At 61.8% G+C, this 19,551-nt stretch carries 18 protein-coding genes; 13 read left to right on the forward strand and 5 right to left on the reverse strand.

All coding sequences use genetic code 11. The annotated features are described in order from the left end of the window. Window positions 1–18 precede the first annotated feature (18 nt). Window positions 19–360, forward strand: coding sequence for a hypothetical protein (locus tag P2T68_RS15535; protein ID WP_024075966.1), 342 nt, complete (start codon window positions 19–21; stop codon window positions 358–360). Between the two features lie 67 nt (window positions 361–427). Here P2T68_RS15535 and P2T68_RS15540 read toward each other — a convergent pair whose 3' ends face one another. Both P2T68_RS15540 and P2T68_RS15545 read right to left on the reverse strand, forming a co-directional pair. Next, window positions 428–1,174 (reverse strand): creatininase family protein, encoded by a 747-nt coding sequence (locus P2T68_RS15540; protein WP_150295126.1) that lies wholly within the window; start codon window positions 1,172–1,174, stop codon window positions 428–430. Between the two features lie 29 nt (window positions 1,175–1,203). Beyond that, a complete protein-coding gene (locus tag P2T68_RS15545) occupies window positions 1,204–1,917 on the reverse strand; it encodes a murein L,D-transpeptidase catalytic domain family protein (RefSeq protein ID WP_024075964.1) in 714 nt (237 codons plus the stop codon). Window positions 1,918–1,956: 39 nt separating this feature from the next. Between P2T68_RS15545 and P2T68_RS15550 the strand changes: the two genes are divergently transcribed. Beyond that, the gene (locus tag P2T68_RS15550) at window positions 1,957–3,561 is read left to right on the forward strand and encodes a L,D-transpeptidase family protein (protein WP_069076338.1); all 1,605 of its coding nucleotides are present in this window, start codon (window positions 1,957–1,959) and stop codon (window positions 3,559–3,561) included. On the opposite strand, the gene P2T68_RS15555 is transcribed toward P2T68_RS15550, so the two are convergent. Next, window positions 3,539–4,057, reverse strand: coding sequence for an AAA family ATPase (locus P2T68_RS15555; RefSeq protein WP_150095188.1), 519 nt, complete (start codon window positions 4,055–4,057; stop codon window positions 3,539–3,541). The genes P2T68_RS15550 and P2T68_RS15555 overlap by 23 nt on opposite strands. Before the next feature lie 78 nt (window positions 4,058–4,135). Between P2T68_RS15555 and dapF the strand changes: the two genes are divergently transcribed. Both dapF and P2T68_RS15565 read left to right on the forward strand, forming a co-directional pair. After that, the gene (gene dapF / locus P2T68_RS15560; RefSeq protein ID WP_069076340.1) at window positions 4,136–4,945 is read left to right on the forward strand and encodes a diaminopimelate epimerase; all 810 of its coding nucleotides are present in this window, start codon (window positions 4,136–4,138) and stop codon (window positions 4,943–4,945) included. A gap of 113 nt (window positions 4,946–5,058) precedes the next feature. Then, window positions 5,059–6,270, forward strand: coding sequence for a YgcG family protein (locus P2T68_RS15565; RefSeq protein WP_277379551.1), 1,212 nt, complete (start codon window positions 5,059–5,061; stop codon window positions 6,268–6,270). 81 nt (window positions 6,271–6,351) lie between these two features. Here P2T68_RS15565 and P2T68_RS15570 read toward each other — a convergent pair whose 3' ends face one another. Next, the gene (locus P2T68_RS15570) at window positions 6,352–6,846 is read right to left on the reverse strand and encodes a DUF1543 domain-containing protein (RefSeq protein WP_277379552.1); all 495 of its coding nucleotides are present in this window, start codon (window positions 6,844–6,846) and stop codon (window positions 6,352–6,354) included. A gap of 106 nt (window positions 6,847–6,952) precedes the next feature. On the opposite strand from P2T68_RS15570, the gene P2T68_RS15575 reads away from it, so the two are divergent. After that, entirely contained in the window at window positions 6,953–7,774 is an 822-nt protein-coding gene (locus P2T68_RS15575) for an aldo/keto reductase (RefSeq protein ID WP_102624757.1), read from the forward strand. A gap of 53 nt (window positions 7,775–7,827) precedes the next feature. On the opposite strand, the gene P2T68_RS15580 is transcribed toward P2T68_RS15575, so the two are convergent. Further along, window positions 7,828–8,343, reverse strand: coding sequence for an Hcp family type VI secretion system effector (locus tag P2T68_RS15580; RefSeq protein ID WP_024075957.1), 516 nt, complete (start codon window positions 8,341–8,343; stop codon window positions 7,828–7,830). A 477-nt stretch (window positions 8,344–8,820) separates the two neighbouring features. Here P2T68_RS15580 and tssA point away from each other — a divergent pair, with 477 nt between their 5' ends. The 8 genes from tssA to P2T68_RS15620 are packed head-to-tail and all read left to right on the forward strand — an operon-like array spanning window position 8,821 to window position 19,546. Beyond that, entirely contained in the window at window positions 8,821–10,374 is a 1,554-nt protein-coding gene (tssA, locus tag P2T68_RS15585; protein WP_102624758.1) for a type VI secretion system protein TssA, read from the forward strand. A 34-nt stretch (window positions 10,375–10,408) separates the two neighbouring features. After that, the gene (gene tssB / locus P2T68_RS15590) at window positions 10,409–10,906 is read left to right on the forward strand and encodes a type VI secretion system contractile sheath small subunit (protein ID WP_069076343.1); all 498 of its coding nucleotides are present in this window, start codon (window positions 10,409–10,411) and stop codon (window positions 10,904–10,906) included. A gap of 26 nt (window positions 10,907–10,932) precedes the next feature. Further along, window positions 10,933–12,408, forward strand: coding sequence for a type VI secretion system contractile sheath large subunit (tssC, locus tag P2T68_RS15595; protein ID WP_277379553.1), 1,476 nt, complete (start codon window positions 10,933–10,935; stop codon window positions 12,406–12,408). 14 nt (window positions 12,409–12,422) lie between these two features. After that, window positions 12,423–12,824: a type VI secretion system baseplate subunit TssE gene (tssE, locus tag P2T68_RS15600; RefSeq protein WP_024075953.1), complete on the forward strand. Its 402-nt coding sequence runs from the start codon at window positions 12,423–12,425 to the stop codon at window positions 12,822–12,824. Further along, on the forward strand, window positions 12,814–14,601 hold the full coding sequence (gene tssF, locus P2T68_RS15605; protein ID WP_277379554.1) for a type VI secretion system baseplate subunit TssF: 1,788 nt from the start codon (window positions 12,814–12,816) through the stop codon (window positions 14,599–14,601). Before tssE ends, tssF begins: the two co-directional genes overlap by 11 nt. After that, window positions 14,565–15,572 carry a type VI secretion system baseplate subunit TssG gene (tssG, locus tag P2T68_RS15610; RefSeq protein ID WP_277379555.1) on the forward strand — a complete coding sequence of 336 codons (1,008 nt, stop codon included), beginning with the start codon at window positions 14,565–14,567 and terminating at the stop codon, window positions 15,570–15,572. Before tssF ends, tssG begins: the two co-directional genes overlap by 37 nt. A 12-nt stretch (window positions 15,573–15,584) precedes the next feature. After that, a complete protein-coding gene (locus tag P2T68_RS15615) occupies window positions 15,585–18,023 on the forward strand; it encodes an AAA family ATPase (protein ID WP_277379556.1) in 2,439 nt (812 codons plus the stop codon). Continuing rightward, window positions 18,020–19,546: a sigma 54-interacting transcriptional regulator gene (locus P2T68_RS15620; protein WP_168233430.1), complete on the forward strand. Its 1,527-nt coding sequence runs from the start codon at window positions 18,020–18,022 to the stop codon at window positions 19,544–19,546. The genes P2T68_RS15615 and P2T68_RS15620 overlap by 4 nt, the downstream gene beginning before the upstream one ends. Window positions 19,547–19,551 lie beyond the last annotated feature (5 nt).

Below are 19,551 nucleotides of genomic sequence, written 5' to 3' on the forward strand. Positions count from 1 at the left end.
TATTTTTCAGGATTTTGTATGCGCTCTTTTTTTGTACCGGTTCTGGCTGTCGCTTCTTTGTTGCTGGCCGGTTGTGTCTCCGCGCCGAATTCGCCGAGCTTGACCCTGCAAACCGCCAAAACCCCCGAAGGCTATGTGCAATGTGTATTGCCCAAGCTTGAAAAGCACGACATCACCTCGACCGTGACGCAGAACTCGCGCCACGCCAAGGTGGTGCTGACCAGCAAGATCGCCGCCGATGATGTGCTGGAAGCCTACAAGTCCCAGGACAGCACCAAGGTGTTCCTGTATGAGCGCAAGCCGTTGGCGTCGACCATCACCCCTTCGCGCCTCGAACTGGCCGCCAAGGAATGCCAGTAATCACTGATCACGCAAGACCTTGCGTGGGAGGGGGCTGCCCTCTCCCGCAGTCTGATTGATGTAACGCCTAGGGTTTTGCTTCGTGGCTGAAGCTGTCGACCGTCTTGACCAGCCCTTGAGCCGCCAACGCCACCAATTCTGCGCCTTTCTCCACCGTCGCCAGGGCCGGGTCGGAACCCATGCGCCCGTCGGGGAAGCGGGCGCGGAAGTCCAGGGCTTCACGGATCGGCCCGGTATTGGCGATCTGCGGCGAATACTCGGCAGTCTTGATCGACTCCGGATAAGCCCACTGCGTCACCGCAATTTCCGACGGCGTGGCATGGCTGCCATGACCTACCGGGAACTGCCGATGGGCCAGGTCGTTGACGCCTTCCAGGTCCCACCAGTTCACCAGCTTCAGCGCGAACCCGGCCGGGCGGCGGGCGTAGCTGGCTTCGGCGTACAGCTCGGAAAAGGCCGCTTCAATCGTGGCGATATTGCCGCCGTGGCCGTTGAGGAACAGGATCTTCTCGAAACCATGCCCGGCCAGCGAGCGCACCCAGTCGCCAATCGCGGCAATAAAGGTGGAAGGGCGCAGAGAGATGGTGCCGGGGAAGCCCAGGTGGTGCTGGGCCATGCCGATATTGAAGGTCGGGCCGATCAGGATGTCGGCGTTCTCTTGGGCTTGATGGGCGATGATCTCCGGGCACATCCAGTCGGTGCCGAGCAGGCCCGTGGGGCCGTGCTGCTCGTTGGAGCCGATGGGGATCACTACCGTGCGACTGCGCTCCAGGAACTGCTCGATCTCGATCCAGGTGGACTTATGTAGCAGCATGCGACGCTCTCTTTTATCGGTGGGACAGGTTAGCCGCCACGGATTGTACGACTACTTGCCACCTGTTGGGGTTTACAGTTGAGGTACGTCGAGGACTTCAACCAGCGCTGGTCGGGGTACCACGAGAACATGAACTGCCCGTCCTTGAGTTTATCCACGACCTGGCGTGCTACCTGCGGGCGCACTGCCGGGCACCCCTGGCTGCGGCCGATACGGCCTTCGCGCTTGCTCCACAGTGGGCTTACGTAGTCGGCGGCATGAATCACCAGCGCGCGGTCGCGGGCCTGGTCATTGAAGCCCGGCTCCAGGCCATCCATGCGCAGCGAGTAGCCATGGGTGCCCAGGTAACTTTCCTGGGTGCGGAACAGCCCCAGACTGGACTGGTGGCTGCCCTCGCGATTGGAAAATTGGGTGGCGAAGTTTTCCCCGGACTTCGCGCCATGGGCCACCAGGTCGCGCAGCACCAGGGTTTTCTTGCGCAAGTCGAAGATCCACAGCCGACGGGCGGTCGAAGGTTGGGAATAGTCAATCACAGCCAGGCGCTCGGAACGTTCCTCGCCATTATTGATCGCGCACTGCACGGCGCTCAGGGCGCTTTTCAGTACTGTGGGATTGAGTTCTGGAGCCGAGCGCGCCAGGCTGTTATACAAGGAAGGAGGGTTGCCATTGGCGGCGAGCGCAACACTGCTCAACATTGCCAGGCTCACCGTGATAAGGCCGAGACGGCACATAAAAGTCAGCATCTACAGTACATCCCCCCGCTGTGGATTGGAGCAAAGCCATTGTTCAAAAAACACGCATATTACGTGAGCATTTGCTTGCTCGTTGCACCATTGGTCGCGACAGCCGACGCGCTGATGGTGGATTCATTGCCAGTGACGGCGCCCAGTCCGGTCAACTCGGCCCCCATACAGCAGGCCCTTGCGCAGTTGCCAGGGGTCTGCCCCGAACTTGCCCCCCGGATCGACGCCGCCGCGCAATCGCGCCTGCAGGCGTTCTACCAGCAGCAGGGTGATGTGCCGCTGTGGTCCGCCGACGAACGCCGCCAGGCCCTGCAATCTCAGTTGCTGATGCTGGCCGATGACGGCCTGGACCCCACCCACTATAGCCTGCCCCCGGCGAATGCCACGGCGAACGTGCTGTGCAACGATATCGACACCAGCCGCCAGTACCTGCAAGCCTTGCAAGACCTGCACTACGGGCGCCTGCAACAATCGCGCTTCGAACCGCTGTGGCATGCCCAGCCTCCCGCCCGTGACCCCAACACCGAAGTGCTGGGGTTTGCCGCCACCGGCCTGCACGATATGGCCCAGGCGTTTGACCAGGCCCGTCCCAGCGCCGACCTGTATCGCAGCCTGCGCAATGTTTACTCCACGGCGCGCCAACAACCGTTGCCGCACTGGGAAGCGGTCGCCAGCGGCCCGTTGCTGCGCCCCGGCATGGAAGACCCACGGGTTCCAGAATTGGCGCGGCGCTTATACAGCGGCGGCTATCTGGCCCAGGCTCCCGCCGGCAACGGCAGGCAATACCGGGATGAACTGGTCACGGCCGTCAAAGCCTTCCAGCTCAGCCACTCCTTGCAATCCGATGGCGTGATTGGCGCGGGCACCGTGGCCGAACTCAATATCAGCCCAGCGATTCGTCGCGAACAATTGCGCATCAACCTGGAGCGCTTTCGCTGGCTGAGCCAGGACCTGGAACCCGAGGGCGTGCTGGTCAACGTGGCCGCCGCACAACTGAGCGTTTACCAGAGCGGCATTCCCGTGTGGCAAACCCGCCTGCAAGTCGGGCGTGCCGAGCGCCAGACACCGCTGCTCAAATCGCGCATCACCCGGCTGACCCTCAACCCCACTTGGACCATCCCGCCGACCATCATGCGTGAGGACAAACTCCCGGCGATTCGGCTCAACCCCGAGTACCTGCGCCAGCAGAACCTGCAAGTGCTCGACGCCGAAGGCCACCCGCTGGCCCCCGAACAGATCGACTGGGCACGCCCCGGCAACATCCTGCTGCGCCAGGAAGCCGGCCCGCGCAACCCGTTGGGCAAGATCGTGATGCGCTTCCCCAACCCGTATTCGGTGTACCTGCACGACACCCCCAGCCAGCCACTGTTCACCAAAGGCCCGCGCGCGTTCAGCTCCGGTTGCGTGCGGGTCGAGCAACCGCTGCTGCTGCGCGACCTGCTGGTGACGCCGGCGGAACGTGCTCGCACCGATGAATTGCTGGCCACGGGTGTGACCCATGAATTCCGACTGGCCACGCCGGTGCCGGTGTTACTGGGCTACTGGACGGTGGAAGTGGATCGCCAGGGCGGGCTGGTGTATGCGCCGGATATCTACGGGCGCGATCTGGTGTTGATGAAGGCTATGGGTTCCCAAGCCCTGTAGACGCGAGGCGCGCAATCACCAGGGTGACGGCCTGGTTCACCGTCAGCAGCGCCGTGTCGAGGGTCCATGGCGCTTCATCCCAAGCCTCATACTCATGGTCCAGGACCGACTGCCAGGTGGGCGGAACCAGGCCGGCGATGTCGCCTGCGCGGGTTTCCACGCGGCGTTGATGGACCTGTGGGTCAGAGCAGATCACCTGGATGTCGAGCACGTCCACGCTAGCCTGCGTGGCCACGTTCGCCCATGCAGATCGGCTTTCCCGGACCGGATTCACGCAATCGGCTATCACCGTATGACCCAGTTGCAGATGACTCAGCGCCAGCGCATTGGCTACCCCATAGCCGCTCGCGCCCACATCTGCCGCCAGCACGCCGGCATTGCGAATCGCCTGCTCGATCACGTCGATGCGCAGGTAAACCGCGCGAGTCTGGCGCGCGAGTTCACGGGCGATGGTGGTCTTTCCGGTTCCGGGAAGGCCGCTGAAGACGATAAGCATGGTTCGGTCTCGATAAGTCTGGAGGGCCGGTTCAGGGTATCCTCCTGTTCACCCACCGGTCGACCCTAGGAGCCCAGCATGACCTTGCCGTTCGTGAAAATGCATGCTCATGGCGATGATTTCATCATCATCGACCGCCGTGGCCAGGACGACCCGATCACCGCGCAGGTTGCCCGCTGCCTGGGCAATCGCCACACCGGTATCGGTTTCAATCAACTGGCCGTGGTGCTCGACTGCGCCGATGCCGCTGCGCGTATCAAGTTCTGGAACCCCAATGGCACGCCCCTGGAGGCCTGTGGCAGTGCCACTCGGGGGGTGGCCGACCGCTTGATGCAGGAAACCGGCACCGATTCGATCGTATTGCGCACTGAGCGCGGGTTGCTGACGTGCGTGCGGGTGGCGGGGCAGCGGGTGTCGGTCAATATGGGCGCGCCATCGCTGGACTGGGCCGCAGTGCCGCTCGCCGAGCCGCTGGATACCCGAACCTTGCCGATCAAAGGCAGCCCGGCCGCGTGCAGCATGGGGAATCCACACTGCACGTTCTTTGTCGAGGATATCGCTGCCGTCGACGTCGAAGCGCTGGGCCCCGCCCTGGAAGTTCACCCGTTATTCCCGGCCAGGACCAATGTTCATTTTGTCCAGGTACTGGATCGCCGCCATATCCGCCTGCGCATCTGGGAGCGGGGCGGCGGTGTACCGCTGGGTTCCGGGTCGTGCTGCTGCGGGGCGGTGGTAAATGGTATCCGCCGTGGTTTGCTGGACGATACGGTTGAAGTGCACTGCGACGGCGGCACGCTCACCGTGCAGTGGGACGGGCAGGGTGGTGTGCTGTTGACCGGGCGTGTGGAGCCGATCATGCAAGGCACGGTGTACGCGATTCCGGTGTAGGCGTGCCGAGTACCGACAGGTCCATTTGGGGCCTCAACGCCATGGGCTGCACCCGGTCTAGCGCCGATAGGGTAAAGTCGGCAGCACAAGGAAGACACTTCAGGTAACAAAACATGATGCTGTGGTTGCGGCGATCCGCCTTGAGTCTGCTGGCCCTGCTGGCTGTCACCCTGTTGATCAGCACCGCCCAGGCCGACACGGCACCTGCGAGCCCGATCAAGGTCGCGCTGGACCAGCGCGTGATCGACCTCACCAATACCCTCGATGCGACGGCCATCCGCCGCCTGACCGACCAGCTCGCGGCCCTCGAACAACGCAAGGGCGCGCAGATAGCCGTGTTGCTGGTACCCAGCACCGGCCGCGACAGCCTCGAAGACTTCACCAACCAACTGTTCCGCGCCTGGAAGCTGGGGCGCAAGGACGTCAACGACGGCATCCTGTTGCTGGTGGCCAAGGACGATCGCAAGGTGCGCATCGAAGTGGGGTATGGCCTGGAAGGTACCGTCACCGACCTGTTGGCCCACCGCATCATCGAAGAACACATCACCCCGGCGTTTCGCCAGGGCGACTACGCGGGGGGTATCCAACAGGGTGTGGACGACCTCAGCGCGCTGGTCGAGGGGGGCGACCTGCCGAAGGTGGCCAGCCCGGGGCTGCCGCCTCCGGCAATCGCGGTATTGCTGGCGTTCATCGTGGGCTCCATCGGCGGCGTGTTGATCAGCGCCGGCAAGCTGCCCTGGCGCCGGGCGCTGGTGGTCGCGGTCGCGGTGACGGTGCTGCTGGCGGTGTTCGCCGGTGGTCGGGATTGGCCGGTGTACCTACTGTTGTTACCGCTGACCCTGCTGATCGGCGGTGCCACATTCGGTGCATTGTGGATGGCGCGCACGGTGTTTTATGGCGTGCTGGGCCTGCTGGCCTACATTGCCGGGCTGGTGGTGACGGATCGTTACGTGGATGTCGATTTCATTCACTGGCTGGCGTTTCCCCTGGGCGCATTGGTGGTGCTGGGGATGTACCTGATCCTGTTTGTCATCATGAAAGATGCCTGGAAACGCAGCCGCGTGGGATGTGTTGCGCGAGCGCTGGCGGCGGTGGCGGTGTACGTGGCGGCGGGCTTGCTGTTCGAGCGCGGGCGTGATGGCTGGCTGTTTGCGATCCCGATTGCCTCATTCGTGGCGCTGTTTATCTTTGGCAAGGTCAGCGTTGGGTCGGGATCGAGCTCGGGCAGCGGTTCCGGTTCGAGCGCCAGCAGCTCAAGTTCCAGCAGCAGTTCGTCGGGGGGTGGCGGTTCCAGCGGCGGCGGTGGGGCGTCCGGCAGTTGGTGATCGCGAGTCGCGTAGCCCATCGACCTTGGGTGAGAGCTCCGGCAGTTGCAGTGCACGTCCTTAGGTGAGCCAGCACGGCGATCAGGGCAGCACGATATAGTCGTTCTGCTGCACGATTGGCCGGTGCGGCCCCTGCACAAGGTGGACATAGCGGCCGTCCACCAGGTCGATGGGGAGGCAGTCATCGATATCCAATACCCCGTCGGTGTGAGCCTGGGACCAATGGCGCAGCATCTGCTGCTGACCCTTGGCTTTGGCTGCCTGTTTGTTGGGCGCGACCACCAGCAGGTAGTGATGGGCTTCGCCAAAGCTGTGGGCTTCATAGCCGCCCAGGTTGACGAAATACAGATGTTGCGCCCCGGCCTGGGGTGCCAGGGGGCTGAGCTCGACTGTCCAGCCATCGACACCCTCCACGGCCATCCAGGCATCGATATGCACACCCTTGGGGCTGCCAAACCAGGCGTCGCGCAATTGCGGGTAGGTGCCTTCCAACGTATCCGCCACGGCGAATACCACATCATGGACTTCGATCCGGGCGCGAGGGTGCTTGCCCCCGAGCATCACGACAAACAGCATTGCAGGTCCTTCCTGGCAGCTTGGCAAAGGGCAACCATACTTCGATTGAACCCTTTTGTCCGGTCAATGCCACACTGTTAACCCGCGAACTCATCAGGAGATTGTCATGCGAACCATTGATCTGGCCGGCGTTCCCGTCCCTGTCATCGGCCAGGGAACCTGGCGCATGGGCGAGAACCCCGACCAGCGCCGCGCCGAAGTCGCCGCGTTGCAACTGGGGATCGACGAGGGCATGACCCTGATCGATACCGCCGAAATGTACGGCGAAGGGGGGGCCGAGGAGGTGGTCGGCGAGGCCATTCGCGGCAAGCGTGACCAGGTGTTCCTGGTGAGCAAGGTCTACCCCCATAACGCCAGCCACAAGGGTGTCCCCCGTGCTTGCGAGGCCAGCCTCCGGCGCTTGGGGACTGATTACATCGATCTGTATCTGCTGCATTGGCGCGGCCAGTATCCCCTTGAAGAAACGGTCGAGGCCTTCGAGCGGCTGCGAGAAGCCGGCAAAATCGGCCGCTGGGGTGTGTCCAATTTCGATGTCGCCGACCTGCAGGAACTTGCTTCCCCGGCCTGTGCCACCAACCAGGTGCTCTACAACATTGAAGAGCGCGGTATCGAATTCGACTTGCTGCCATGGTGGCAACAGCATCACTTGCCATTGATGGCTTATTGTCCGATTGCCCAGGGGGGTGGGCTGCTATCCAGCCAGACGCTCAAGCACATCGCTCACCTTCATGAGGTCACGCCTGCCCAGGTGGCCTTGGCGTGGGTGTTGCGCCAGGAGGGGGTGATTGCCATCCCCAAGGCCGTGACGCCCGAACACGTGCGCCTTAACGCCAGCGCCGCGAACCTGGTGCTGGATGAACACGATCTGGAGGCCATCGACCGGGTGTTCGGCGCGCCCAAGCGCAAGCACCCCCTGGCGATGGTCTGAGTGTCGCGCAGAAACGGCGCCGTCCCTGGCAGCCGTTTGCGCATCAGGCCGGGTCAGCCGGCCGCCGGGCTGCGCCAGTCGTCCGAGCCGGATGTACCGGAGACCTCATGGGTCCAAGTGATCTTGCGATAGCTGAAGTAGACGTCTTCGAGGTGGGTGAAATGCGCGTTGTCCGGGTCCTGGCAATTGGGCATGCGCGACTGGATGTCGACGATGGTCGCCCCTTCGAGTTCGATGGTGAAGTAGTGCTCCTGCGTGCCTGCCGCTGAGGTCCGCAGCCACTCCAGTCGGCACTTGACCTCTTCGCCGCTGGTGAGGGCGCTGAAGAGCAACGGCGATGACTTGTCGAAGACCTTGCTGATCATCAACGGTTTATGCACCCTCTGCCCCGTCGGTTGGCCCGATTGCGGGTCGCGGGGAATGATTACCTGGTGAGCAAACGCCTGCACGAGAATCTGGTCCTCATGACCTTCCTGGTAAATGCCACCTACCGAGTCCTGGGTAAAAGTGCCTGCCGTTATCAAACCTTGCTTGACACCGGTAATAGAAAGATACGCGGGTGTTGGCATGTCGGGTTTCCTTGCCTTATTGATAGGGAGTTCCATTCGGCGACGGGCCGGATGGGCAAAACCCCTATAACAAGAAGCGTGCCTGAAAGTTGGAACTCCAATGAAATAAGGGGTTCGATGTGGCGTGCGCTTGTATTTTATAAGTTGCGGGGAGGCGGGGGCGATATTAACGGCTGGTATTTGCGCTTAAGTGCGCAATTAGTTGCTTGTTCTGTTTGAGCCGCTCTAATCAATGAAGCGCGAGCAGTCAGGGCATTTTGCAACGGATTAAACTGCGCAAATTGCTGCGCAGGCCAGGTTTTATGGTGATTGTAGGAAATTCCTTAAGTAGGCGCATGTTGCTTGCTGAATGTTTTTTGCGTGACTAATGTTCGCTCGCTTCGTCACGTTTTTCACGAAGCTTCATGGCTTACTGGTGCGCAGCCAATACGCAGTTAGTTCGCCGGTCCTATCTTGGATAATCGTGCGCGGTTAAAAATGATTTACTCAGACACGCTTTGCGCTTATTACCTTGAGGTCGCCCGAACGCCATGTTCAGATGCAAGTTATGCCGGCAGTGAAGTGCGCTTCTCCAGCGAATATGAAGCCCTTGAAACCGAGCTGGCCAAGGCCCAATCGATCCACGGCGGCAGCCAGCCAGACTGGCAGCTCGTCAGGGTCATCAGCGAAGGCGTGCTGCGTCAGCATTCCAAGGATTTGCGGGTCGCGGCATGGTTGACCTGGGCGTTGTACCAGCGTGAATCCTTTCCTGGTTTGCTGGCAGGCCTGGGCCTGTTGCGTCATCTTTGCGAACAGCATTGGGCGGCTGTCCACCCCGCCAAGATGCGTACCCGTGGCGCAGCTTTCGGCTGGCTGGTGCTGCGCCTTGAGCCCTTGTTTGCGCAAACCCTTGCAATCGCGGATCAGCAACCCCTGTTCCAAGCCATCCTTGAACACCTTTCCAGCCTGGATGAATGCTGGAGCGCATGCCTGGGAAGCGACGCGCCACTCCTTCTGCCGATTCGCAGGCAATTATCAGAGCGCCTGGCGCGCACGGCGCAATGCGGTCCCGAGCCGGCCGGTGTGACGGCGGTCGTTGCACAGGTCAAGCAGGCAGCGACTCAATTGCTCAAGCCGGAAGCTGCAATCGATAACGAAAAAGACGCACATAAGCGACTTCGCACCCTGCAGGACCAGGCTCGCCCATTGTGTACCTGGTGGCTGCGCCAGGACGCTACAGACCTGCGCGCATTGCGCCTGGGCCGTACGCTGGCCTGGCTGCCCCTGGTCAGTTACCCCGACGCCGACAGTGCAGGGATCACCAGCCTGCGTGGCCCCACATCCGACAAGCTCAACCGTTACCAGGAGCGTTTTGTCCAAGGTCATTACGCCGACCTGGTGCTTGAGCTTGAAGCAAGCCTGGCCAGTGCGATGTTCTGGTTCGACGGTTTGCGCATGCAGTGGGAGTGCCTCGAGGCGCTGCAGGCTCATCTGGCGATGTCCGAGGTGGAAGTCAGCCTCGCCCTGTTGTTGCAACGCCTGCCGAACCTCCTCGGGTTCTGCTTTCACGACGGCGTTCCGTTTGCGGATGCTGCGACTCGCGACTGGATTGCGCTGCAGGTGAATCGCCATCTGCAAAGAACCTCACCCTCGCAGATATCGATCGATGCCGACGCCGAGCCGTGGGAGAGGGCGTTGCAGGACGTCATGCCACGGTTGCGCAAGGACGGGCTCAAGGCCGCCGTCGGGGAACTCAGGCAGGGCCTGCATGCCGCACGCGGCGAGCGAGCGCGCTTCCATTGGCGTTTGGCCCAGGCCCGGTTGTGTGTACTGGCCGGCAAGTACGAGCTGGCGAGAATCCAGCTTGAACAGTTGGATCATGAACTGCAGCAGGCGGGGCTGGACCGTTGGGAGCCTGGCTTGGCGCTGCAGGTGGCGCAGTTGCTGTATCGCTGCTGCGACCTGTTGCCACAAAGCCATGCCGTGCGGGAGCGCAAGGAAGACACCCATCGCAGGTTGTGCCACTTCGACCTGGAAGCGGTACTTGAATAGGCTTTCGAGCCGCTCGAAAAAAAGGAGATAGACCATGGCCAAAGAAGGTTCGGTAGCACCCAAGGAACGCATCAATATCACCTTCAAACCTGCCGTTGGAGACGCACAGGAAGAAGTTGAACTGCCGTTGAAGTTGTTGGTACTGGGGGATTTCACCCAGCGTGAGGACTTGCGCAAGCTGGAAGACCGCAAGCCGATCAGTATCGACAAGAACACCCTGGACGAGGTGCTGGCCAAGCAAGCGCTGGAGTTGACGCTCAGCGTGCCCAATCGCCTCCAGGACGCGCCCGACGTTGAAGAGCTGGGCATACAGGTGCGGATCAATTCGATGCAGGACTTCAACCCCGCAAGCCTGGTGGAGCAGATTCCCGAACTGAAAAAGCTGATGACGCTGCGTGAAGCGTTGATGGCATTGAAGGGGCCACTGGGGAATACGCCGAGCTTTCGCAAGGCCATCGAGCAAGCCCTGGCCAATGATGAATCCCGTGCACGGGTATTGGCCGAGTTGGGGCTGGGCAGTTCCACCGTATGACTTTTTCAGGAAAAGGACACTGAACGATGAGCGCACAACATAAACCGCTGGCCACATCAACGGATGACAACGGCGGCATCCTTGACAACATTATTGCCCAGACGCTGCTGACGGTTGACGACGAGGCGTATGGCATCGCCAAGCGCGGGGTCTCGGCGTTTATCGAAGAGCTGCTCAAACCGCACAACAGCGGTGAGCCGGTCAAGAAACGCCTGGTCGATCGGATGATCGCCGAAATCGATGCCAAGCTCAGCCAGCAGATGGACGAAATTCTCCACCACCCGGATTTCCAGGCGCTTGAAGCCGCGTGGAAGGGCCTGCAGTTGCTGGTCGATCGCACTAATTTTCGCGAGAACATCAAGATCGAACTGCTGAATGTCGCGCGGCAGGACCTGTTGGATGATTTTGAAGACTCGCCGGAAATCAACCAGTCCGGGCTCTATAAACACATCTACAGTGCCGAATACGGTCAGTTTGGCGGCCAGCCGGTAGGCGCCATCATTGCCAACTACTTCCTCTCGCCCAGCGCGCCGGATGTCAAGCTGATGCAGTACGTTTCCAGCGTGGCCTGCATGGCCCATGCGCCGTTTATCGCGGCTGCCGGGCCGGGGTTCTTTGGCTTGGAAAGCTTTACCGGGCTGCCCGACCTGAAGGATCTCAAGGATCATTTCGAAGGCCCCCAGTTTGCCAAGTGGCAGAGCTTTCGCCAGAGCGAAGATGCCCGCTACATCGGCCTTACCGTGCCACGGTTCCTGCTGCGCACCCCCTACGACCCGTCGGAGTGCCCGGTCAAGACCTTTGCCTACCAGGAAAACGTGGTCAACAGCCACGAACACTATCTGTGGGGCAATACTGCCTACGCGTTCGCCACGCGCCTGACCGATAGCTTCGCCCGGTTTCGCTGGTGCCCGAACATTATCGGTCCGCAAAGCGGTGGCATGGTGGAGGACCTGCCGTTGCACCACTTCCACAGCATGGGCGAAATCGAAACCAAGATTCCTACCGAGGTGCTGGTTTCCGATCGTCGCGAATATGAGTTGGCCGAGGAAGGCTTTATTGCCCTGACCATGCGCAAGGGCAGTGACAATGCCGCGTTCTTCTCCGCCAGTTCCGTGCAGAAACCCAAGTACTTCGGCACCAGCGCCGAGGGCAGGGAGGCCGAGCTGAACTACCGCCTGGGTACCCAGTTGCCGTACATGATGGTGGTCAACCGGTTGGCCCATTACCTCAAGGTGCTGCAGCGCGAACAACTGGGTTCGTGGAAGGAGCGCACCGACCTTGAGCTGGAGCTCAACAAGTGGATTCGCCAATACGTGGCGGACCAGGAAAACCCCAGCGCCGAAGTGCGCGGCCGGCGTCCGCTGCGAGCCGCCCGTATTGTCGTCAGTGACGTCGACGGGGAACCTGGCTGGTACCGCGTCAACCTCAGTGTGCGACCTCACTTCAAGTACATGGGGGCGGATTTCACCTTGTCCCTGGTCGGCAAGCTCGACAAAGAATGAGCAGGCACCAGGGGATGACACATTACTGCAGCCTATTCGAGCGCCTTGACGGCCAGGCACCTGCCCAGGCGAACAGCGTGGCGTCCATCGCGACGCACCTGGGCAAGATGCTCAGCACGCGTGCGGGCAGTGTCCAGACATTGCACGACTACGGCTTGCCGGATCTCAATGACCTGCGCCTGAGCCTGCACGAATCATTGAGCCGATCGCGCCTGTCGATCGAACGGTTTATCCAGGCCTATGAGCCGCGTTTGGCGAACGTGCGCGTAAGGCTATTGCCCCGCGACCGCGATCCCCTGGTCCTGGCATTTGCCATCGAGGCCACACTGCTCGCCAATGGAATCAGGCAACCGGTGGTGTTCAGTGCGCTTCTGGGAGATGGTGGGCAGGTCGAGGTTGCGCCGGATGACCTTTAATCGTTATTACCAAAGCGAACTCAGTGCCTTGCGTCAGCTGGGGCGACGTTTCGCCGAGCGCAATCCAGCCCTGGCACCGTTTCTCGCAGAGGCCGGCCAGGACCCGGACGTGGAGCGTTTGCTCGAAGGCTTTGCGTTTCTCACCGGCCGCCTGCGGCAGAAACTGGATGACGAATTACCCGAACTGACCCATTCGTTGATGCAGTTGTTGTGGCCCAACTACATGCGGCCTCTGCCATCGTTCAGCATCTTGCAGTTCGATCCGTTGAAACGGGCAGGGCCTGCTGTCCGGGTGGCGCGCGACACCGCAGTGGAAAGCGCGGCCATCAATGGCGAGCGCTGTCGCTTTCGGACCTGCTACGCCACCCAGGTCATGGCGTTGCAACTGAGTGCCGTGACGTATGTCTTCCAGGGTGAGCGAGCCCTGTTGGACCTGCGGTTAGACATGAGCGCCCCGGGGAATTTCAGTGAGTTGGTGTTCGACACGTTGCGGTTGCACTTGGCCGGGGATCGCCACGTCAGCCAGGGGGTGTACCTGGGCCTGCTGCGTCATCTCGACGGCATCGAGTTGTTGCTTCTCGGTGCTGACGGCCAGCCCGTCAACGGGGCCGATGGGCAGGCAATGTCGCTGCGGCTGTGTGCCAGCCAGGTACGCCCGGTGGGGTTCTGCGAAGAACAGGCGTTGATTCCTTACCCAGTAAATACCTTCCGTGGTTATCGCCTGCTGCAGGAGTATTTTGCCTTCCCTGACAAATACCTGTTCGTGGATGTCGGCGGTTTGGATCGGTTGCATGGGGTGCCCCAGGCACTGCTCAAACGGGTGCGTGGCATGGTGATGCGTTTTGAACTGCGCACCCAGGGGCATGAGCCGCAACGCCCCGGCCTGGACAACGTGAAGCTCTATTGCACCCCCATCGTCAATCTGTTCAACCATGATGCCGTGCCCGTTCGCCTGGACGGCAAGCAGGATGAGTATCTGCTGGTGCCTGGGGAATATACCCGGGGCAACGCCGCGGTGTTTTCCGTGGACAGCGTGACGGGATGGCGCCCGGGTGGCCTGGGTTATCGGCATTACGTACCGTTCGAGTCCTTTGAACACGACAGCGCCACCCCAGCCTCGAACATGGCCCCCAGCTACAGCCTTCGCCAGCGTGCATCGGCACAGCATGCCGGTCTCGACACCTGGATCGCGTTTGAGCGTGACCAGGGGCACGAACAGGAAACACTGTCGATCGAGTTGACCTGCACCAATCAGAACCTGCCGCTGCAGCTACAGGTGGGGCAGGTCAACCAGCCCTGCGAGCAGACCCCGGAATTTCTGGCGTTTCGAAATATCACCGTGCCGACCACGAGTCTTGCTCCGCCCCTGGACCAGGACTTCCTGTGGCGACTGATCAGCAACCTGTCGCTCAACTACCTGTCGTTGACCGATATCAATGCCCTGAAAGTCATCCTCGAAACCTACGACCTGCCGCGTTATCACAGCCGCCAGGCGCAGAAGATCAGTGCAAAGCGGTTGGGAGCGCTGCGCGCCATCCGGCACGAAGCCGTCGACCGATTGCTCAATGGCCTGCCGATTCGCGGTGTGCGGGTGGACCTGTCGATCGATACCCAAGGCTTCCTCGGCCAGGGCGAAACCTTTGTATTCGCTTCGGTGCTCAACGAGTTTTTTGCGCTGTACGCCAGCTTGAATTCGTATCACGAATTGCGAGTGATCAGCACACAAGGAGATGTGTACCTATGGCCACCCCGCATGGGCGAGCAGCCCCTGCTTTAACCGAACTGTCCCGTTTCATCCGCGAGTACTCGCTGTTCCAGGCGGTGTTACAGGTGATCGAGCGCTTGCGTGATGCCCATCCACTGCTGGATGAGGACGCGTTGTATGACCAATTGGAATTCCAGGCCAATCCAGGCTTGGGCTTTCCCGGACACGACATCGATCGAGTGGAGTTTTTTGTGGAGTACGGTCAATTGCGCGCGCGGCTTCGCCTCAATGTCCTCGGGCTATGTGGCGCGGGGTCACCACTGCCCGCGTTCTACGCGGAGCAGGCGTACGCAGAGGTGTCAGGCGGTAACGCCACCCGGGATTTCCTGGACGTGTTTCACCACCGCCTGCAACGGCTGATGCTGCCGATCTGGCGCAAATATCGTTATCGAGCCTGCTTCCGACGGGGCGCCAGTGATGCGTTCTCGGCGCAGATGTTTGCCTTGATCGGACTGGGAGGCCAGGACATTCGTCGGGCGGCAGCGCTGGACTGCAAACGGCTGCTGCCTTATCTGGGGCTGCTGAGCCTGCGCGCGCATTCGGCGGCAATGATTGAGACGGTGATGCGCCATTACTTCAAGCACCGCCGGTTGTTCATCGAACAGTGGGTTGAACGCAGCGTGTCAATCAACGGACAGCAGCGCAATCGGCTGGGGGCGGCCAACCACACGCTCGGCCAGGACCTGGTGCTGGGGAGTCGGGTCACCGATTGCAGCGGCAAGTTCACCGTGCATCTGCTCGGGCTCGACTGGCAACGATTTCACCAGTTCCTGCCGACCGGGGAGGACCTGCGCCCCTTATGTGCACTGCTGCGCTTAACCGCGCGCGCACCGCTGGAATATGACGTGCGCCTGGTGCTCGCCGAAGGGGAGATCCGCGCGCTGCATATCGGCGAACGCAATGTGTGTCGCCTGGGATGGACCAGTTGGCTGGGGCATGAGCGGGCGGATGGTGTGGTCACGCTGTCTGGCAATGCGCATTAAGGACTGATGATTATGATGAATGTAGACCTGCAACAATTGATACGGACATTGGCGGCGCAAACCCGCAGCGACCTGGAACGCTCGGCTGAGCGTTGTATCGCCCGGGGCGGTCGCGAAGTGCTGGTGGAGGACCTGCTGCTGGCGCTGCTGGAGCACGCCGATGGCGTGTTGGCCAAGGCGCTGGCAGAGGCCAACGTAGCGCTGCACGAACTGCAGGCGACGCTGCAGCCAAAGACCGCGCAGTGTGCAACCCGCAACCCGGTGTTCGCCCAGGCTTTGGTGCAGTGGTTGCAACAGGCGTTGATGGTTGCGCACCTTGAACTGGGGCGACATGACGTTGACCAGGGCGCCCTGTTGCTCGCGCTGTTACGTCATCCCCTGGAGCACGCCGGCAGCGGCTATCAAGGTATTTTGAGCCGTTTGGACGCTGATCGCGTACGTGACTTCTTATTGAGCCAGGGCGCACAAGCCCAGGCAGTGGTGGCTGAATCATGGTTGCAGCGTTTTACCCAGGACCTGACGCGCCAGGCCCGTGAAGGCTTGATCGACCCTGTCATCTGCCGGGAGGGTGAAATCCGGCAATTGATCGACATCCTCGTGCGTCGACGCAAGAACAACCCGATCCTGGTCGGAGAAGCCGGGGTCGGGAAAACGGCGATTGTCGAAGGCTTCGCCCTGCAAGTGGTCGCATCGCAGGTACCGCCAGCCCTCCAGGATGTGCGCGTGCTGACCCTTGATATGGGGCTGCTGCAAGCGGGGGCTGGTATCAAGGGCGAATTCGAGCGCCGCCTCAAGGGGGTGATCGACGAAGTCAACGCCTCGCCCCAGGCCGTGATCCTGTTTATCGACGAGGCTCATATGCTGGTGGGGGCCGCGGGGCCGGGTGGTGCGTCGGATGCCGCCAACCTGCTCAAGCCTGCGTTGGCCCGCGGTCAACTGCGGACCATCGCCGCCACCACCTGGTCGGAGTACAAGCAATACATCGAAAAGGACCCCGCATTGGCGCGGCGTTTTCAACCGGTACGGGTAGGTGAACCGAGTGTCGAGGCTGCGGTATCGATCCTGCGTGGACTGGTGCCGGTCTATGAGGCCAGCCATGGCGTGTACGTACGCGATGATGCGGTTGTCGCGGCAGCGCACATGAGCGCGCGGTATTTGGCCGGGCGCCAGCTACCGGATAAAGCGGTGGATGTGCTGGATACGGCGTGCGCAAGGGCTCGCACGTGCTTGTCGGCGCGGCCCGAAGCCTTGCAATGCCTGGTCGCCGAGCTTGCCGAAGGGACGCGGCAACACCTGGCGCTGCGCAGGGATGCCGAGGTTGGGCTGCCGGTCGATGAGGTGGCCCTGCAAGCCTTGAGCCTGCGACTGGATGCCCTGGAGCAGGAGCGCCAGGCCCTGGAGCAGTGCTGGGTTGAACAGCGCGAGCAGCCGACGGCAAGCCCGACGGTGTGCCCGCGCCTGGTGGCCCAGGTCATCAGTGCGTGGACCGGGATTCCCGTCGAGCAAGTGGCCCTTGAACCCAGCGAAAAAGTCCTGGGGTTCGCCGATGCCTTGCGAGCACGCATTCTGGGACAGGAGCCGGTCGTGCAGGCGCTTGATCGCAGCCTGCGGGCCGTAGCTGCCGGCCTCAACGAACCCGATGCGCCGGTAGGTGTATTCCTGCTGGCCGGCCCCAGCGGTGTGGGCAAGACCGAAACCGCGCTGGCGCTGGCCGACCTGCTGTACGGAGGCCAGCGGTTCGTCACCCTCATCAATATGTCGGAGTATCAGGAAAAACACTCACTGTCTCGATTGATCGGTGCACCTCCGGGTTACGTGGGCTACGGCGAAGGGGGTGTCCTGACCGAAGCGGTGCGGCAACGCCCTTATTCGGTGGTGTTGCTCGACGAGGTCGAGAAGGCGGACCCGGAGGTGTTGAACCTGTTCTACCAAGTCTTCGACAAGGGCTTGGCCAATGATGGCGAAGGGCGGGAGATCGATTTCCGTAATACGTTGATCCTGATGACCTCCAATCTTGGCAGCGACTGCATCAGTGAGGCGTGCGCCGACGGCCTGCGCCCGGACATCGAGGTATTGCAGGCCGCGATCCTCCCCGCGCTGCGGGCACACTTCAAACCGGCGTTGCTGGCCCGGATGCGGGTGGTGCCCTATTACCCGGTGACGGGTGAGGTGCTCAATGACGTGGCACGCCTCAAGCTTGCGCGCCTTGGTCAGCGATTACAGCAACGCCAGTTGGCGTTTACCCACACGCCCGAGCTGGTGGCGCACATGGTCCGGCTCTGCACACACGGTGACAGCGGAGCGCGCGCGATCGATCAGTGGATCGAGTCGGACCTGCTGCCGCAGATCGCTGATCGGCTGCTGACTGCAACGGTGGGCCATGCAGGTCTGTCACGGGTTCATGCACGGCTGGATAGCAGCGGTCGGCCAGTCTGCGAGTTCGGTCAATGATGAAAAACCTGTTTACCCCATTACCCCATCCCCTGACCTATGCCGAGACCTTGCTCGGCTGGTTCTGCCGACTGGGCCATGAACACGACGAAACCACGCTGGCGGACTTGTGCGTGACCGGCGCTGCGCAACTGGGCCAGTGTGAACTCAGCCAGCTGTACCTGTTCGATGAGCCGGCGGGCAGGCTTGAGCTGATCGCCCAGCATCTCCAAGGGGCGCTGCCGCCGGGCGACCCAGCGTCGGGCCCTGGCTCCCAGCATGAACCTCTGTTGCACTACGTGCTGACCCAAGGGCAGCCCCTTACCCTGGATGACCTGAGCCAGTGCGTGCATGACACCGGGTTCCTGCCGGCAGTGGCGCAGCCTTGGCATTGCCTGTCCTGCATACCGCTGCTGGGGCGCAGCAAAACCATCATGGGGGTATTGCTGTGCGCCAGCCCGCGCCCAGCCCAATTGCAAGGTTATGTTGCCTCGCTGGCGCGCCTTGGCGGCTTCGCGCTGGCGCAATTGAGCCTGTTGCGACGGATGCAGCCCGCACCGGAGGTCACCCGGCTCAAATCGAGAGCGCCCGCCACTCGTGTGTACGGCTTGATCGGCAACAGTGTTGCGATGAACGAGACCTGCCGCTTGATCGGTAAAGTCCTGAATACGCCGTACACCGTGTTGCTGCGTGGCGAGACCGGTACCGGCAAGGAAGTGGTGGCGCGTGCCATCCACGCCGCCGGGCCGCGCAGCGCTAAAGCGTTCGTGGTGCAGAACTGCGCCGCGTTTCCGGAAGGCCTGTTGGAGAGCGAGCTGTTCGGCTACCGCAAGGGCGCATTTACCGGGGCCCAGCGCGACCACGTCGGGTTATTCGATGCAGCCCATGGCGGCACGCTGCTGTTGGATGAAATCGGTGACATGCCGCTCTCACTGCAGGCCAAGTTGCTGCGCGTTTTGCAGGAAGGAGAAGTGCGTCCGCTGGGGGCCAATGCTTCCCATAAGGTCGATGTCCGCATCATCGCGGCGACTCACCGTGACCTGCTTGCCATGGTGGCCCAGGGGACCTTCCGCGAAGACCTGTATTACCGGCTGGCGCAGTTTCCCATCGAGTTGCCGGCGCTGCGTGAGCGCGACGGCGACGCGCTGCAACTGGCGCGTCATTTCGCCGACGAGGCCTGTATGGCACTCGGTCGGCCAGCTGTTGGCTGGTCAAGCGCGGCCCTGGATCAACTGACGAGTCATGGCTTCCCCGGCAATGTCCGCGAACTCAAGTGCCTGGTGGAGCGCGCGGTGCTGCTGTGTGATGACGGTGTGATCCTGCCGCTGCACCTGGCGCTGTCGCCGCGAACGGAGGCCGCTGTAGAGACCACATTACGCCAGCGCCTGGAGAGGGTGGAGCGCATGGTCCTGATCGATTGCCTGCAGAAGAACCGTGGTAATCGAACACGCACCGCCCGTGAGCTGGGCGTCGCTCGCCGCACGCTGCTCTACCGGCTTGCCCGCTTGAATATTCCTGTTGGTGAAGCCAAGGGGGAGTGCTGAATGCC

Source organism: Pseudomonas sp. G11, from assembly GCF_029457515.1.
GTDB classification, from domain to species: Bacteria; Pseudomonadota; Gammaproteobacteria; order Pseudomonadales; family Pseudomonadaceae; genus Aquipseudomonas; species Aquipseudomonas gorinensis.

What these genes read in the sequence shown, in the direction of transcription:
- P2T68_RS15535 (WP_024075966.1), top strand. Translation starts at nt 19, where the DNA reads ATGCGCTCTTTTTTTGTACCGGTTCTGGCTGTCGCTTCTTTGTTGCTG.
- P2T68_RS15540 (WP_150295126.1), bottom strand. Translation starts at nt 1,174, where the DNA reads ATGCTGCTACATAAGTCCACCTGGATCGAGATCGAGCAGTTCCTGGAG.
- P2T68_RS15545 (WP_024075964.1), bottom strand. Translation starts at nt 1,917, where the DNA reads ATGCTGACTTTTATGTGCCGTCTCGGCCTTATCACGGTGAGCCTGGCA.
- P2T68_RS15555 (WP_150095188.1), bottom strand. Translation starts at nt 4,057, where the DNA reads ATGCTTATCGTCTTCAGCGGCCTTCCCGGAACCGGAAAGACCACCATC.
- dapF (WP_069076340.1), top strand. Translation starts at nt 4,136, where the DNA reads ATGACCTTGCCGTTCGTGAAAATGCATGCTCATGGCGATGATTTCATC.
- P2T68_RS15565 (WP_277379551.1), top strand. Translation starts at nt 5,059, where the DNA reads ATGATGCTGTGGTTGCGGCGATCCGCCTTGAGTCTGCTGGCCCTGCTG.
- P2T68_RS15570 (WP_277379552.1), bottom strand. Translation starts at nt 6,846, where the DNA reads ATGCTGTTTGTCGTGATGCTCGGGGGCAAGCACCCTCGCGCCCGGATC.
- P2T68_RS15575 (WP_102624757.1), top strand. Translation starts at nt 6,953, where the DNA reads ATGCGAACCATTGATCTGGCCGGCGTTCCCGTCCCTGTCATCGGCCAG.
- P2T68_RS15580 (WP_024075957.1), bottom strand. Translation starts at nt 8,343, where the DNA reads ATGCCAACACCCGCGTATCTTTCTATTACCGGTGTCAAGCAAGGTTTG.
- tssA (WP_102624758.1), top strand. Translation starts at nt 8,821, where the DNA reads ATGATTTACTCAGACACGCTTTGCGCTTATTACCTTGAGGTCGCCCGA.
- tssB (WP_069076343.1), top strand. Translation starts at nt 10,409, where the DNA reads ATGGCCAAAGAAGGTTCGGTAGCACCCAAGGAACGCATCAATATCACC.
- tssC (WP_277379553.1), top strand. Translation starts at nt 10,933, where the DNA reads ATGAGCGCACAACATAAACCGCTGGCCACATCAACGGATGACAACGGC.
- tssE (WP_024075953.1), top strand. Translation starts at nt 12,423, where the DNA reads ATGACACATTACTGCAGCCTATTCGAGCGCCTTGACGGCCAGGCACCT.
- tssF (WP_277379554.1), top strand. Translation starts at nt 12,814, where the DNA reads ATGACCTTTAATCGTTATTACCAAAGCGAACTCAGTGCCTTGCGTCAG.
- tssG (WP_277379555.1), top strand. Translation starts at nt 14,565, where the DNA reads ATGGCCACCCCGCATGGGCGAGCAGCCCCTGCTTTAACCGAACTGTCC.
- P2T68_RS15615 (WP_277379556.1), top strand. Translation starts at nt 15,585, where the DNA reads ATGATGAATGTAGACCTGCAACAATTGATACGGACATTGGCGGCGCAA.
- P2T68_RS15620 (WP_168233430.1), top strand. Translation starts at nt 18,020, where the DNA reads ATGATGAAAAACCTGTTTACCCCATTACCCCATCCCCTGACCTATGCC.